This is a genomic window from Sphingomonas sp. ID0503 (genome assembly GCF_048565625.1).
Taxonomy (GTDB): Bacteria; Pseudomonadota; Alphaproteobacteria; order Sphingomonadales; family Sphingomonadaceae; genus JBLZUR01.
Genome location: NZ_JBLZUR010000002.1, coordinates 3,073,467 through 3,088,065, shown reverse-complemented (window position 1 = coordinate 3,088,065; position 14,599 = coordinate 3,073,467). Strand labels below are relative to the sequence as shown.

General features: G+C 64.8%; 12 protein-coding genes. 5 read left to right on the top strand and 7 right to left on the bottom strand.

Going from position 1 to position 14,599, the window contains the following annotated elements:
- The first annotated feature begins 6 nt into the window (after positions 1–6).
- The 5 genes from mnmE to ACM608_RS16080 are packed head-to-tail and all read left to right on the top strand — an operon-like array spanning position 7 to position 5,307.
- On the top strand, positions 7–1,287 hold the full coding sequence (mnmE, locus tag ACM608_RS16100; RefSeq protein ID WP_419684575.1) for a tRNA uridine-5-carboxymethylaminomethyl(34) synthesis GTPase MnmE: 1,281 nt from the start codon (positions 7–9) through the stop codon (positions 1,285–1,287).
- Positions 1,288–1,339: 52 nt separating this feature from the next.
- The gene (gene mnmG / locus ACM608_RS16095; protein ID WP_419684573.1) at positions 1,340–3,052 is read left to right on the top strand and encodes a tRNA uridine-5-carboxymethylaminomethyl(34) synthesis enzyme MnmG; all 1,713 of its coding nucleotides are present in this window, start codon (positions 1,340–1,342) and stop codon (positions 3,050–3,052) included.
- A complete protein-coding gene (rsmG, locus tag ACM608_RS16090) occupies positions 3,036–3,650 on the top strand; it encodes a 16S rRNA (guanine(527)-N(7))-methyltransferase RsmG (protein WP_419684571.1) in 615 nt (204 codons plus the stop codon). The genes mnmG and rsmG overlap by 17 nt, the downstream gene beginning before the upstream one ends.
- Positions 3,647–4,426: a ParA family protein gene (locus tag ACM608_RS16085; protein ID WP_419684570.1), complete on the top strand. Its 780-nt coding sequence runs from the start codon at positions 3,647–3,649 to the stop codon at positions 4,424–4,426. Before rsmG ends, ACM608_RS16085 begins: the two co-directional genes overlap by 4 nt.
- Positions 4,423–5,307, top strand: coding sequence for a ParB/RepB/Spo0J family partition protein (locus tag ACM608_RS16080; protein ID WP_419684568.1), 885 nt, complete (start codon positions 4,423–4,425; stop codon positions 5,305–5,307). Before ACM608_RS16085 ends, ACM608_RS16080 begins: the two co-directional genes overlap by 4 nt.
- A 13-nt stretch (positions 5,308–5,320) precedes the next feature.
- On the opposite strand, the gene ACM608_RS16075 is transcribed toward ACM608_RS16080, so the two are convergent.
- From ACM608_RS16075 to ACM608_RS16045, 7 genes are all read right to left on the bottom strand, one after another.
- Positions 5,321–6,874: an efflux transporter outer membrane subunit gene (locus ACM608_RS16075; protein ID WP_419684566.1), complete on the bottom strand. Its 1,554-nt coding sequence runs from the start codon at positions 6,872–6,874 to the stop codon at positions 5,321–5,323.
- Positions 6,874–10,089 carry an efflux RND transporter permease subunit gene (locus tag ACM608_RS16070; protein ID WP_419684564.1) on the bottom strand — a complete coding sequence of 1,072 codons (3,216 nt, stop codon included), beginning with the start codon at positions 10,087–10,089 and terminating at the stop codon, positions 6,874–6,876. Before ACM608_RS16070 ends, ACM608_RS16075 begins: the two co-directional genes overlap by 1 nt.
- A 6-nt stretch (positions 10,090–10,095) precedes the next feature.
- Positions 10,096–11,274 carry an efflux RND transporter periplasmic adaptor subunit gene (locus ACM608_RS16065; RefSeq protein ID WP_419684562.1) on the bottom strand — a complete coding sequence of 393 codons (1,179 nt, stop codon included), beginning with the start codon at positions 11,272–11,274 and terminating at the stop codon, positions 10,096–10,098.
- A gap of 144 nt (positions 11,275–11,418) precedes the next feature.
- Positions 11,419–11,685, bottom strand: a complete 267-nt coding sequence (locus tag ACM608_RS16060; RefSeq protein WP_419685251.1) for a hypothetical protein — start codon at positions 11,683–11,685, stop codon at positions 11,419–11,421.
- Between the two features lie 202 nt (positions 11,686–11,887).
- Positions 11,888–13,129, bottom strand: a complete 1,242-nt coding sequence (locus ACM608_RS16055; RefSeq protein ID WP_419684561.1) for an NAD(P)/FAD-dependent oxidoreductase — start codon at positions 13,127–13,129, stop codon at positions 11,888–11,890.
- Between the two features lie 72 nt (positions 13,130–13,201).
- Positions 13,202–13,837 (bottom strand): 3-oxoacid CoA-transferase subunit B, encoded by a 636-nt coding sequence (locus ACM608_RS16050; protein ID WP_419684559.1) that lies wholly within the window; start codon positions 13,835–13,837, stop codon positions 13,202–13,204.
- The gene (locus ACM608_RS16045; protein ID WP_419684558.1) at positions 13,837–14,547 is read right to left on the bottom strand and encodes a CoA transferase subunit A; all 711 of its coding nucleotides are present in this window, start codon (positions 14,545–14,547) and stop codon (positions 13,837–13,839) included. Before ACM608_RS16045 ends, ACM608_RS16050 begins: the two co-directional genes overlap by 1 nt.
- Between the last annotated feature and the right edge of the window lie 52 nt (positions 14,548–14,599).

Here is a 14,599-nt window from a genome sequence, read left to right as displayed (position 1 = left end):
CGCTCGATGCCGGACACGATCTTCGCGCTGTCTTCCGGCGCACCACCGGCTGCGATCGCAGTCATCCGTATCAGCGGTTCGAGAGCGTCTGAGGCACTCGCGGCTTCTCTAGCCGGCACGTTGCCCGAGCCTCGCCGTGCGTCACTTCGGACAGTGCGGGATGCGGCGGGAGAGGTGCTCGATCGCGCGCTGATCCTCTGGTTCCCCGCCCCGGATACGGCCACCGGAGAAGACCTCGTCGAGCTGCACCTGCATGGCGGACGGGCGGTGGTCGCGGCCGTTCTGAATCATCTTGCGTCTTTGAGATTGCGGCCAGCCGTAGCGGGAGAGTTCACCCGCCGGGCGTTCGACAATGGGCGGATCGATCTTATGGAGGCGGAAGGACTCGCCGATCTCCTCAGCGCCGAGACCGAGCTTCAGCGTCGTGCCGCGATCAGCATGGCCGACGGCGGTCTGTCCCGCCAGGTGGAGGCGTGGCGCAGTGAGGTGCTCAGCCTGGCCGCGATGGTCGAGGCCGCGATCGACTTCTCCGATGAAGGGGAAGTCGGAGAGATGGACCTTGCACCCGTGCGGCAGGGCATAGGGAAGTTGCACGCGGATATGACGCACATTGCCGCGCAGCCGCCGTTGGAACGGATCAAGCAGGGCATTCGTGTCGTCATCGCCGGGCCGCCGAACGCAGGCAAGTCGTCGCTCCTCAACCGCCTTGTCGACAAAGAGGCGGCGATTGTTTCCGAGATTGCCGGCACGACACGGGATTTGATTGAGGCGCCGATCGCGATCGGCGGAGTGCCGTTCGTGTTTGCTGATACGGCTGGTCTGCGCGACGCGACCGATGATCCGATTGAGGTGATCGGTATCGAGCGGGCGCGAACGGGCGTGAACACAGCGGACATCGTGCTTTGGCTGGACCGCACCTCTCCGCCGGAGGATTTCGCAGAGCGCACGATCTGGGTGGGTGCCAAGGGGGATATCGAGGCGGCTCCGGAGGGGTCATTAGTAACGTCCGCAGTTACCGGCCTCGGTATAGACGAGCTTCGAGCGGAGATCCTCCGCCGCGCCGGTTGGCTGCTTCCCGCTCAGGACGGGGCGATCATCAACGTTCGGCAGCGGGCGTTCATCGAAGCGAGTGGAGCCGCTCTTAGGGCGGCGGCCGAATTGGAGGATGTGGTTCTTCTTGCCGAAGCTTTGCGGGTCGTGCGGTCGAACCTTGATGCACTGAGTGGTCGGGCAGGCGTGGAAGACGTGCTCGACGCCCTCTTCGGCCGCTTTTGTATCGGAAAGTGACGTTCCACGTGGAACGTTGACCTGCGCTGGTCTCGGGGATAGCGGCCAAGCTATGGATATCTTTGATGTCGTGGTGGTTGGCTCGGGCCATGCTGGCTGCGAGGCGGCTTGTGTTGCAGCGCGGATGGGCCGGACCGTGGCCCTGGTCAGCTTCTCGGCCGGCAACGTTGGAATGATGTCTTGCAATCCGGCGATCGGTGGAATCGGCAAGGGCCATCTCGTCAGGGAGGTCGATGCACTGGGAGGTTTGATCGGTCGAGCGGCTGACGCGGCCGCTATTCACTATCGTATGCTCAACCGCAGCAAGGGCGCCGCCGTCTGGGGCCCGCGTGTCCAGGCCGACCGGCGTGCATTCGCACGCGCGATGCAGGAGTTGGTCGGGGGCAGCGGCGTGACCCTCATCACTGGCGAGGTGGCTGGGTTGCAGCATCAGAATGGCGTGATCGCGGGTGTGTCTCTCGGCGATGGCCGGACGATCTCGGCACGCGCCGTGATCCTGGCCACAGGGACATTCCTCCGCGCGACCATGCACATGGGCGGGAGCCGTACGGAAGGTGGGCGAACGCGTGAGCGTGCAGCAACGCATTTGGGCCAAGAACTGGCGGACTTGGGCCTACGGCTGGGTCGCCTGAAGACCGGGACGCCGCCGCGCCTCGACGGTCGCACGATCGACTGGGCACGGCTGCAGCGCCAGGAAAGTGATGCAGACGAATGGCTGATGTCGCCGCAGAGCGCGGGGCGAGCACTTCCGCAGCTTCACTGCGCGATCACACGGACGATCGCCTCGACGCATGACATCATCCGAAGCAACCTCGACCAATCACCGGTATACTCCGGGTCGATTGAGGGAAGGGGGCCGCGATACTGCCCATCGATCGAAGACAAGGTCGTGCGCTTCGGCGATCGTGATGGCCACCAGATCTTCCTCGAACCCGAAGGCTTGAACGATAACTTGGTCTATCCAAACGGCATCTCGACGGCATTGCCGGCGGAGGTGCAGAATGAATTCGTACGATCAATCCCGGGATTAGAGGCGACGGAGATTGCCGAGCCGGGCTATGCCGTGGAGTACGACTATGTCGATCCCCGTCAACTCGGCTCGGACCTCCAGCTTCGTGAATTACCGGGCCTGTTCCTCGCTGGGCAGATCAATGGGACCACGGGCTACGAAGAGGCGGCCGCGCAGGGACTCGTCGCAGGGGTCGGCGCCTCACGATACTGCACTTCGGAAGCCCCGATGACCTTCGAGCGGTACGACAGCTATGTCGGTGTTCTCGTGGATGACCTTACGACGCAAGGGGTGAGCGAGCCTTATCGGATGCTGACAGCCCGGGCAGAGTACCGCTTGCGGCTTCGCGCGGACAACGCTGTATCGCGCCTCGGGCCGCTTGCGTTGAAGCTAGGGTGCCTAACGGAGACACAGCAAACAGGGACCGAAGAGCGCCTGAGTGCGAAGGAGGCTGTCGCGGCCGGCGCAACTACGACAGATACCGAGTTGCTCGCCGAGGTTGAGGAGGACCGACGCTACGCCCCGTATGTCGAACGCCAGGCAGCCGAAATCTCCGCCCTCCGCGCTCAGGCAGCGCACATCATCCCTGCACAGCTGGACTATGCATCGATTGCAGGATTGTCGAACGAGATGAAGGAGCGTCTGATGGCCACCCGTCCCGTCAGTTTAGGGCAGGCGCAGCGTATCCCAGGGATCACCCCCGCGGCGCTGGCCGCGTTGGCCGTGCAGATGAAGCGCCATGCAGAACCCGCTTGAAGGGAGTTCTAATGTTCCACGTGAAACAGGTGATCAACTCGCTGCCTTCGTCGGTCTGCTTTTGGCCGAGAACCAGCGCCAGAACCTCATCGCACGCTCTACCGAATCAGAGGTTTGGCAGCGCCACATCGAGGATTGCACGCAGCTGATCGGACTGGCGCCGGAGGCTGCGCAAAGTTGGCTAGACATCGGTTCAGGGCCCGGACTGCCAGGAATGGTCGTGGCCATCGCGCGGCCACAGGTGCGGGTGACGCTGTGCGAACCGCGCCGCCGGAGGGTCGAGTTTCTTCAGGCGGCGGTCGACGCTCTGAACCTGAAGAACGTTCAGGTCGCACAGTGCCTTGCAGAACGGCTACCCGATCGCCAATACGACGTCATCTCCGCTCGCGCCGTCGCAAGCCTTGATGCTCTTCTGCAAATGGGTCTCCGACTTTCCACGCGTGAGACATATTGGCTGCTTCCGAAGGGCCGATCGGCTGCGGAGGAGATGGCGTTGGCGGAACAAAGCTGGCATGGTCGGTTCAGGCTGGTCGCAAGCGTAACCAGCAGCGATGCGGCGATCGTCGTCGCGGACGGGGTGACCGGGAGACGCGGGTGATCCGTATCGCTATCGCCAATCAGAAGGGTGGAGTGGGCAAGACCACTACCGCGATCAATCTCGCGACCGGTCTGGCGGCCTCCGGATGGCGTGTCCTGCTCCTCGACCTCGACCCGCAGGGGAATGCCTCGACGGGGCTTGGTATTGACCGTAATCGTCGCGATCTCACCGTCTACGATCTCCTGACCGGAGATGCCGACCTGAACGCCGCGGCTGTGGAGACGCTGGTTCCACAACTCTCCGTCGTCCCGGCAACGATGGACCTAGCCAGTGCGGAGCTGGAGCTGTCGCAGCTGGAGAATCGCACCGGACGGCTGAAAGCGGCGCTCAAGGATCAAGGCGCCGCCTGGGACATCTGCCTCATCGATTGCCCGCCTTCTCTTGGCCTGCTCACCGTCAACGCCCTTGTCGCCGCCGACCACATGTTCGTGCCCATGCAGTGCGAGTTCTTCGCGCTCGAAGGGCTGAGCCAATTGCTGCGGACCATCGAGCAGGTTCGCAGCACGTCCAACCCGTCGCTGAACATGCTCGGCGTGGCGCTGACAATGTACGACCGTCGCAACAATCTGTCCGAAATGGTCGCCGACGATGTTCGGGCGGTGCTTGGCGATGTTGTGTTCACGACTGTGGTGCCACGCAATGTGCGCCTATCGGAGGCGCCGAGCCATGGGATGCCCGCGCTCCTTTACGATCATCGCTGCTCCGGCTCGACGGCGTACATGGCGCTCGCGCGTGAGACGGTGAGCAGGCTGAAACTCGAAAAGGAAGCGGCATGAGCGTGGCGGCGAAGAAGCGTTCAGGGCTCGGGCGGGGACTGACAGCGCTCCTCGGCGAAGCTGCGCAGGAACAGCCGCTTGCCGAAGCGGGCACGCGGCCGGGCGTTTCGATTGTGGCGGTGGCGCGGCTCAGCCCACATCCCGATCAGCCACGGCGGCACTTCGATGAGGACGCTCTGAGCGAGCTCGCGCAGTCGATCTCGCAGCGGGGCCTCATCCAGCCGATCGTGGTCCGTCCCCTCGGTGACGATTACCAGATCGTCGCCGGGGAGCGGCGCTGGCGTGCTGCACAGCGTGCGCAACTTCACGAAGTCCCTGTAATCGTTCGAGACTTCGACGAGTCCGAGACCCTTGAGGTTGCCCTTATCGAGAACATTCAGCGCGAGGAGTTGAATGCGATCGAGGAGGCCGAGGCTTACCGCCGGCTGATCGAAGAATACGGGCACACTCAGGATGTCCTAGGCAGGCTGGTGCACAAGTCGCGCAGCCATGTCGCCAACCTGCTGCGTCTGCTCGATCTTCCCGCCACCGTGCGCGCACTGGTAGCGGAAGGACAGCTCAGCATGGGGCACGCTCGTGCGATTGCGACACATCCCGATGCGGAGGCGCTTGCGGCCGAGATCGTCGCCAGGGGCCTATCCGTTCGCCAGGCGGAAGCCCTGGCGCGCAAGGGGAAGGGGACGGTCAACAAGGCGACGCGTCGTCAACCATCGACGGAAAGCGACGCGGATATCCGCGCGCTGGAGCGGCAACTGGCCGACATGATCGGACTGAAGGTTACCGTCGCTCATGACGCGCCGGGCGGCACGGTCACGCTGACCTACTCGTCGTTGGATCAACTCGACATGATCTGCCAGCGCCTGAGCGGCGAGGGAATTTAGGCCAAGCCGTCGTTCAGCGCGGGATCGGCGAGATCCGGTCGTTCGCCGCATCCTGCGACCGCATGCCGCCACCGAAGGCACGGTAGAGTTCGATCGCATTCGACTCGCGGATCAGGCGGGTCATAAGCAGTGTCTGTTCGGCGCTGTAGAGCGCGCGCTGCGAATCGAGCGTCGTCAGGAACGGATCGATGCCAGAGCGGAATCGCGCCTCAGACAAGCGATAGGCGACCCGGGCAGAGTCGCGGAGGGAGGTGTCCGCCTCCAGCTGCTGACCGATGGTGCCGCGCCGGGCGAGGGCATCGGCGACCTCACGGAAGCCGGCCTGCACCGCTCGCTCGTATTGAGCGAGCTGGGCGCGGTAGGTCGCCTCAGCGTAGCGAAGGTTGCCCTTGTTGCGGCCGAAGTCGAGCAGGGGGACGCTCGCCTGAGGGTTCACGGACCAGAAGTTGCTGCCGGATCCGAACAGGTTGGACAGGCCCAGGCTGAGCGTGCCGAAGGCTGCGGTCAGTGAGATGTTCGGGAAGAAGGCGGCCCGCGCCGCGCCGATGTCAGCATTGGCGGCGCGGAGCTGATGCTCCGCCGCCGCGATGTCCGGACGGCGGAGCAAGGCGGCGGAGGGCAGGTCCGCTGGCAGGTTGTCGAGCGTGGCCGGCTGCTCGGCCAGGTCCGCGGGCAGCAGCTCGGCCGGCACGGTGGTTCCCGCCAAGAGGTTCAGCGCGTTCTGATCCTGCGCAACGAGCGTGGTCGCCTCTGCAATATCTGACCGCGCTTGGTCGTAGGTGGTCTGCGCCTGCCGCACTTCCAGTTCGGAGGCGATGCCGACGCGGAAGCGGGCGCGGGTCAGCTCCAGAGTCTGGGCAAAGGCGCGTTCGGTGTCGCGTGCGATGCGCAACCGGCCCTGATCGGCCGCCATCGTGACCCAGGTGGTCGCCAGTTGCGCGACCAGCGTGACCTGCGCCGCATTACGGTTCTCGTCAGCCGCGAAGAACTGCTCTTGGGCGGAGCGCGTCAGGTTGCGCACGCGACCGAACAGATCAAGTTCCCAGGCCGAGATGCCGAGGCTTGCGGAGTAGGTGTCGATGCGCGTGCCGCCGGTCGTGACAGTGCCGCCCCCGCCGACGCCACCGCCCACACCGCCGGGGCCATTTCCGACGCCGCCGGTGCCGCCACCAACACCGCCGGTGCCGCCCCCGCCGTTGACCGCTCCCACGCCGCCGAAGGGGGTCTTCTGGTAATTCGCGCTGCCATTCGCGCCGATGGTCGGGAACAGGTCGGCGCGCTGGACGCGATAAAGCGCACGAGCCTGGTCGACATTGGCGATAGCGACACGCAGGTCGCGGTTATTGTCGAGGGCGAGTGCAATCAGTTGGCGAAGCCGGGCGTCCGTAAAGAAATCCTGCCAGGCTGTGTCCGCCGGAGCGAGGGCAGCGCCGGCCTGACCGGCATATGCCGGGCCCTGCGGCGCGGATGGCGGCACCGGGAGCGCCGGCGACACATACTTCGGTGCGAGATCGCAGGCGGACAGGATCAGCGCCACGAGTGGCGCGCCAAGGACGACTTTCTTCATCATATTCTCCGCGGCGCGCCGAGGTCGTCTACCGGTCCAAGGCCGAGGTCCTCGCGTGGGCCGCTCTCCTGCTTGGCGGGCTGATCCTGGCGGAACAGCCGCTTCACGACCACGAAGAAGGTCGGCACGAAGAAGATGGCCAGCACGGTGGCGGACAGCATGCCGCCGACCACCGACCAGCCGATCGCATTCTGTCCACCGGCACCGGCGCCCTTCGACAGTGCGAGCGGCAACACGCCGAAGACGAACGCGAAGGACGTCATCAGGATCGGTCGCAGGCGCAGCTTGGCCGCTTCCACCGCAGCATCCCTGGCGCTCAGCCCCTCACGCATCTTTTCCTCGGCGAATTCGACGATCAGGATGGCGTTCTTCGCCGACACACCGACGGTCGTGATGAGGCCGACCTGCAGGTAGATGTCGTTGTTGAGACCGGCCAAGGTCGCCGCGATGACCGCGCCGAGCACGCCGAGCGGCACCACCAGGATGACCGCGATCGGGATCGACCAGCTTTCGTAGAGGGCGGCCAAGCACAGGAACACGATCAGGAGAGAGACCGCATAGAGTGCCGGTGCCTGCCCGCCCGAAAGCTGCTCCTCGTACGACAACCCGGTCCATTCGTAGTCGAAGCCCGGGATTTTGGCAGCGATCTCCTCCATTGCGCGGATGGCATCGCCCGAACTCTGACCCGGCGCAGGCGAGCCCTGGATCTGCACAGCCGACACGCCGTTATACCGCTCCAGCCGCGCCGGGCCGAAGCTCCAGTCCGTCGTGGCGAAGGACGAGAAAGGCGCGAGCGTCCCGCTCGACCCGCGGACGTAGAAGTCGTTGATCGCCTCCGGGCTCACCCGATACGGCGCGTCGGCCTGAACATAGACGCGCTTCACGCGACCGCGATCGATGAAGTCGTTGATATAGGCGCCACCGAAGGCGGTGGAGATGGTGGTGTTGATATCGGCCTGGTTGAGGCCGAGCGCACCGGCGCGCGCCTGATCGACGTTCAGCTTCAGCTGAGGCACGTCCTCAAGGCCGTTCGGACGAACCTGGAACAGGCGCGCGTCCTGACGCGCCATGCCGAGCAGCTTGTTGCGCGCCGCCATCAGCGCGGCATGACCCTGATTGCCGCTGTCCTTGAGCTCGAAGACGAACCCGTTGGCGTTGCCGAGCTCGGTCACCGCAGGCGGCGCGAAGGTGATGACCTGCCCCGCGCGAAGCCGGGACAGATTGGCATTGGCGCGTTGCACGAGAGCGGGCACGCGAAGATCCGCGCTGTCGCGGTCCTCCCAGGAACGGGCGCGGACGAAGGCTATGCCGACATTCTGTCCCTGACCGACGAAGCCGAATCCGGCGACGGTGAAGACGCGGTCGATCACCTTGCTCTCCGTGCCGAGATAGTACTCGCGCACCTGATCCAGCGTACGCTGGGTCTCGTCGATGGTCGACCCGGCCGGCAGGGACACTTGGGTATAAACGATGCCCTGATCTTCCTCGGGCAAGAAGCCGGTCGGGAGCCGCAGGAAGAGGAACACGAGGCCGGCGACCAGGACCGCAAAGACGACCATCGTGCGTCCCCAGCGCCGCTCCACCTTGTGGACGGTCTTGCCGTAGCGTTCGACGCCATTGTCGAAAGTCCGGTTGAACCAGCGGAAGAAGCGGCCGGCCGTCCGGTCGTAAAGCGAGTTGCCGGACCCATGCTCGTGCTGCTCGCCTGCCGGTGCGTGCGGCTTCAGGATCGTGGCGCAGAGGGCCGGCGTCAGGATCAAGGCGACCAGAACCGACAGGATCATCGACGAGACGATGGTGATCGAGAACTGGCGGTAGATGACGCCTGTCGAGCCGCCGAAGAACGCCATCGGCAGGAACACGGCCGAGAGGACCAGACCGATGCCGATAAGAGCGCCGGAGATCTCGTCCATCGACTTGCGGGCGGCATCTCGGGGCGACAGACCTTCGGTCTGGATCAGGCGCTCCACGTTCTCGACCACCACAATGGCGTCATCGACAAGCAGACCGATCGCCAGCACCATGCCGAACAGGGTCAGCGTGTTGATGCTGAATCCGGCGAGCTGCAGCACCGCGAAGCTGCCGAGGAGCACGACCGGCACCGCGATCGTCGGGATGATCGTCGCGCGCCAGCTCTGCAGGAAGATGAACATGACGACGAAGACGAGGACGACCGCTTCGACCAGCGTGTGAACGACCTGCTCGACGGACAGCGCAACGAACGTCGAGTTGTCGACCGGGTACGCGTATTTCACATCGGGTGGGAAGCGCTTGGAGAGTTCCGCGACTTCAGCCTTCACGCGCTCCACGGTATCCAGCGCGTTCGCACCCGGCGCTAGGCCGATCCTGAACCCGGCCGCTTGCTTGCCGTTGTAGCGCGCCACGAAGTTGTAGGTCTCGGAGCCCTTCTCGATCCGGGCGACGTCGCCTAGCCGCACCGTGGCACCTTCGGGCGCCGAGCGGAGAATGATCTGCTCGAACTGTTCCGCGGTCTGCAGCCGGCTCTGCGCGGTGATCGTCGCGTTGAGAGCCTGCTCTTCAATGGCTGGACGCCCGCCGATCTGACCGGCCGAGACCTGCGCGTTCTGCGCCTGGATCGCCGTTCGAACATCGGCGACGCTGATGTTGAGATTGGCCATCTTGAACGGATCGAGCCAGATCCGCATGGCATATTGCGAGCCGAGCACCTGCGTGTCGCCGACGCCGCTCACGCGGCTGAGCGGATCCTGCAGCTGGCTGGCGACATAGTCACCCAGGTCGACCTGGGTATGCTCCCCGGTCTCGGAATAGAGCGCGACGACCATCAGGATGGTGCCGTTCGACTTGGTGACGCGCAGACCCTGTTGCTGAACCTCCTGCGGCAGGACCGGCATCGCCTGCTGCAGCTTGTTCTGGACCTGCACCTGCGCGATGTCGGCGTCGGTGCCCTGCTCGAAGGTCAGGGTGATCGCAAGGTTGCCCGCCGAGTCACTCGTCGACGAGAAGTAGCGAAGGTTGTCGATGCCCTTCATCTGCTGCTCGATCACCTGCGTCGTGGTGTTCTCGAGCGTCTGCGCATCCGCACCGGGATAGATCGTGTTGATCACCACCGCCGGCGGCGCGATCTCCGGAAACTGGGCGATCGGCAGGGTACGGAGGGCAAGCACCCCCGCCAGCATCAGGATGATCGCGATCACCCATGCGAAGATGGGTCGATCGATGAAATAGCGCGACATGGCGGATCAGTTCTTCGCGGGCACGGGTGCGGGCGCTTTGCCCTTTTGCGGTGCGGTGACCTGGCTTGGCGGGCCCGGATCGACCTTGGTTCCGGGCGTAAGCATCACCAATCCTTCGACAATCACGCGGTCGCCCGGCTTCAGGCCCGCCGAGACGAGCCACTTCCCACCAACGGCCCGATCGGTCGTAACGGTGCGCTGTTCAACCTTGTTGTCGGCACCGACCACCATGGCGGTTGCCTCGCCGCGCTCATTGCGCGTGATCCCCTGTTGTGGAACCAGCACGCCGTTCGTCCGAATGCCCTCAACAAGGCGCGCGCGGACGTACATGCCAGGAAGCAGGATCTTGTCGGGGTTGGGAAAGGTCGCGCGCAGGGCGACGGCGCCGGTCGTCTGATCGACCGTCACTTCCGAAAACTGCAGTCGGCCCTCGATCGGGTAAGTCGTGCCGTTGGGTAGCATAAGCTGGACCCGTGCGCTGTCTGGCCCATTACGGGTCAGCGCGCCACGCGCGATCGACTGTCGCAGATCGACCAGCTCGGCCGCGGATTGAGTGACGTCGACATAGACGCTGTCGAGGCGCTGGATGGTGGCGAGCGGGTCGGCCTGACCGTTTTGGACGAGCGCACCCGGGGTCACCAGAGAACGCCCGATTCGTCCCGAGATCGGCGCGCGAACGCGTGTGAAGCCGAGGTTGATCCGGGCCGACTCCACGGCCGCGCGCTGCGCCGCAACATCGGCGCGCGCCTGGCCGGCGCTTGCCGTTGCGTTTTCGGCTTCCTGCCGACTCACAGCGTTGATCGCCGCCAGTTCGCCGTAACGCTGGGCCTGACGCTGGCTGGCGTTGATGCCCGCCTGGGCGCGCTGAAGCTGCCCTTGCGCCGTGCCGAGCGCCGCGCGGTAGGGCGCATCCTCGATCTCGTAAAGAACCTGTCCGGCCCGGACCTCGGCGCCCTCCTCGAAGAGGCGGCGGCGGATCACGCCGCTGACTTGCGGACGCACTTCGGATGTTTCCAGAGCGCTGATCCGCCCCGGAAGCTCGCGAGTCAGCGTGACCGGCTCCGACTTGAGAGTGATAACCCCGACCTTGGGCGGCGGCGGAGGCGGAGGAGCCTCCTGACCACAGGCCCCGAGCAGGCTCAAAAAGGCCAGCCCGCTAAGGCCGAGGCGACGCTGGCTGCGCATTCAAATCCCTTCGCCAGAAACGAAAACAGCCCCCGCGATCGTCAATGGCAAGGGAGGCGAACGGGATCAAGAGGGTGCAGTGCAAAAAAATGTACCGTACGGTCTGGTACGGTCTGGGTCTTCGATAGCAGCCGCTACCCGACCCTATTGTGTACGACGGTGCTTACCTCCGTAACGCCGACCGATATAATCGCCGAGGTCGCGCATCTCGACCGCCGCGGCATTCGCACTCTCGGTGCAGCAAGGAAGGTCCTTGGAACGACTGGCGGCCCGAGACTGGACGAGATCGCGAAGCTCCTCGATATCGGCCCGGCTCAGGACGTTCTTGTCACGCAGAAGGCAAAGCAGGCTTTGCAGGATGATGAGGGCCTTGTCCGAGCTGCCACTGTCGGCATCCGCTGGCGCGGCCATGAACGTCGAGGACTTCTCCGACGATTCGATTTGCTGCACCTGCGTCATTTTATCTCCTCCTAGCGCTCCGTCATCTTCGAATTCCGGCGGCTTGGTAATGCTGCACCGCCGAAGATCAGGAAGTAATGGCTCGGCTGCCGAGTTACTCCTGATCTTTCAACGTTTTACTAGCACAATAGTGCCCTTACCGCCAACCGGGCGCTCAAGCGGCAGGCGTAGTGCCGAGCAGAGCCTTGAGAGGGGTATCTGCGTCGGCCAACTGCTCCGGTGCGATCGCCGCGCCAGCGAGCACCAGCGCCTTGCCCTGCACGTAATCCTTGGTCGCATTGACACAGTCGAGCGCGACGACCCGACCGGCTTTGAGGTAGACGATCGAGAAGCTGCGGGTGGCGGGATCACCGCGCAGAACCTCCTGATCATGCCCGGCGGAGAGGCCGACGGTCTGGAGGCGGAGATCGTACTGGTTCGACCAGAACCAGGGAACGGAATTATACGGCTCCGGATCGCCGGTGATAAAGCGGGCGACGGTGGTCGCCATGTCATTCGCGTTCTGCACCGATTCGAGGCGGATCGGTAGCCCGTCGGCGAAGGCATTGGCGTGGAAGGCGCAATCGCCGATCGCGAAGATGTTTGGCAGGGTGGTGCGGCCATGTTCGTCCACCGCGACGCCGTTGCCGCCATCCGCGCCTGCCGCGAGAAGAGGCTCGACGGCGGGGATGATGCCAATGCCGACGATCACCATCTGCGCCGGCACGATCTCGCCGGAGGCGAGTCGCACGCCGGAGGCGCGGCCGTCCGTACCCTCGATGCATTCCACGGTGACGCCCAGGCGGACATCGACGCCGTGGTCGCGATGCTCCTTCTCGTAGAAGCGGGAGAGGGCGACGCCGGCCACGCGCGCGAGGACGCGCTCCTGCGCCTCCAGCACGGTGACCTTCTTGCCGAACTTGGCCAGGACAGCCGCCGATTCGAGCCCGATATAGCCGCCGCCGATCACCGCCACCTCGGTGGTGGTCTCAAGCTCGCTCAGCATCCGGTCGGCATCCGCGCGGCTGCGCACCGAGTGGACGCCGACGAAGTCACCGCCGCCGCAGGTCAGGCGGCGCGCATGACCGCCCGCCGCCCAGATCAGTGATCCATAGCCGTACGTGGCACCGTCCGCGGTGGTGACCTGCCGCGCCTCGGGATCGACCGACACGACCTTGCGGCCGGTCAGCATCCGCACCTCGCGCTCCTCCCAGAAGCTCGCCGGGCGGATCAGAATGCGTTCGAAGCTCTTCTCGCCGGAGAAATACTCCTTGGAGAGCGGCGGGCGCTCATAGGGGATCTCCGGCTCCTCGCCGATGACCGCGATCGTGCCGGTGAACTTGCGCTGGCGGAGCGCGACGGCGGCCTGCGCCCCGCCATGACCCGCGCCCACGATCAGAACGTCGAACTGCTCCATCTCACCCGATCCCCGCCTTGCACCATCGCTTTCGCGACTAGCGGGAGGGGGCGGCGCGAAGCAACCCTTTGCTCAGCCCTCGTAAGCGGCCGTCGTTTTCGCCCGGATCTCGTCGGCGGAGATGCCCGGCGCGACCTCGACCAGCTTGAACGGGCTGGAATGATCCGGTCGCTGGAAGACGGCGAGGTCGGTCACGATCATGTCCACGACGTTCTTGCCGGTCAGCGGGAGGGTGCAGGCCGGAATGAACTTCGGGCTGCCGTCCTTCGACGTATGCTCCATGACCACGATGATCTTCTTGACGCCGGCGACGAGGTCCATCGCCCCGCCCATGCCCTTGATCATCTTGCCGGGGATCATCCAGTTGGCGATGTCGCCGTCCTGGCTGACCTCCATCGCGCCGAGCACGGTCAGGTCGATATGCCCGCCGCGAATCATCGCGAAGCTGTCGGCGGAGGAGAAGAAGCTGGAGGAGGGCAGCTGGCTGATCGTCTGCTTGCCGGCGTTGATCAGGTCGGGATCGACCTCGTCGTCATAGGGGAACGGGCCGATGCCGAGCATCCCGTTCTCCGACTGCAGCGTCACCTCGACACCCGCCGGAATATGGTTTGCGACAAGCGTCGGGATGCCGATGCCGAGATTGACGTAGAACCCGTCCTGCAGCTCGCGCGCCGCGCGCGCGGCCATCTGATTACGATCCCAGGGCATCAGGCGGCCTCCCTCTCGCGCACGGTGCGGAACTCGATCTTCTTGTCATAGGGTGCGCCGAGGATCAGGCGCTTGATGTAGATGCCGGGCACGTGGATCGCATCTGCGTCCAGGCTGCCGACAGGGACGATCTCTTCGACCTCGGCCACCGTGTGGTAGCTGGCGGTGGCAGCCGGCTGGTTGAAGTTGCGAGCGGTCTTGCGGAAGATCAGATTGCCTGCCTCATCCGCCTTCCAGCCCTTGATGATCGACAGATCGGCCTTGATGCCGCGTTCGAGGACATAGGTTTCGCCGTCGAACTCCTTGGTCTCCTTGCCCTCCGCCACCTGCGTGCCGACGCCGGTCTTGGTGTAGAAGCCGGGGATGCCAGCGCCGCCCGCCCGCATCCGCTCGGCAAGGGTTCCCTGCGGGCAGAACTCGACCTCCAGCTCGCCGGAAAGATACTGCCGCTCGAACTCCTTGTTCTCACCGACATAGGAGGAGATCATCTTCTTGATCTGGCGCGTGCGGAGCAGCTTGCCGAGACCTTCATTGTCGATGCCGGCATTGTTGGAGGCGACGGTCAGGTCTCTCACGCCCGATGCCTGGATCGCGTCGATCAGCCGCTCGGGCACGCCGCAGAGCCCGAAGCCGCCCGCGCAGATCGTCATGCCGTCGAACAGCAGCCCGTCCAGCGCGGCGGCCGCATCGGTATAAACCTTCCTCGTCATGTCATCTCCCTCGTCCCACATCCGCCCTAGACGATAGAGCGCAATCGACGCA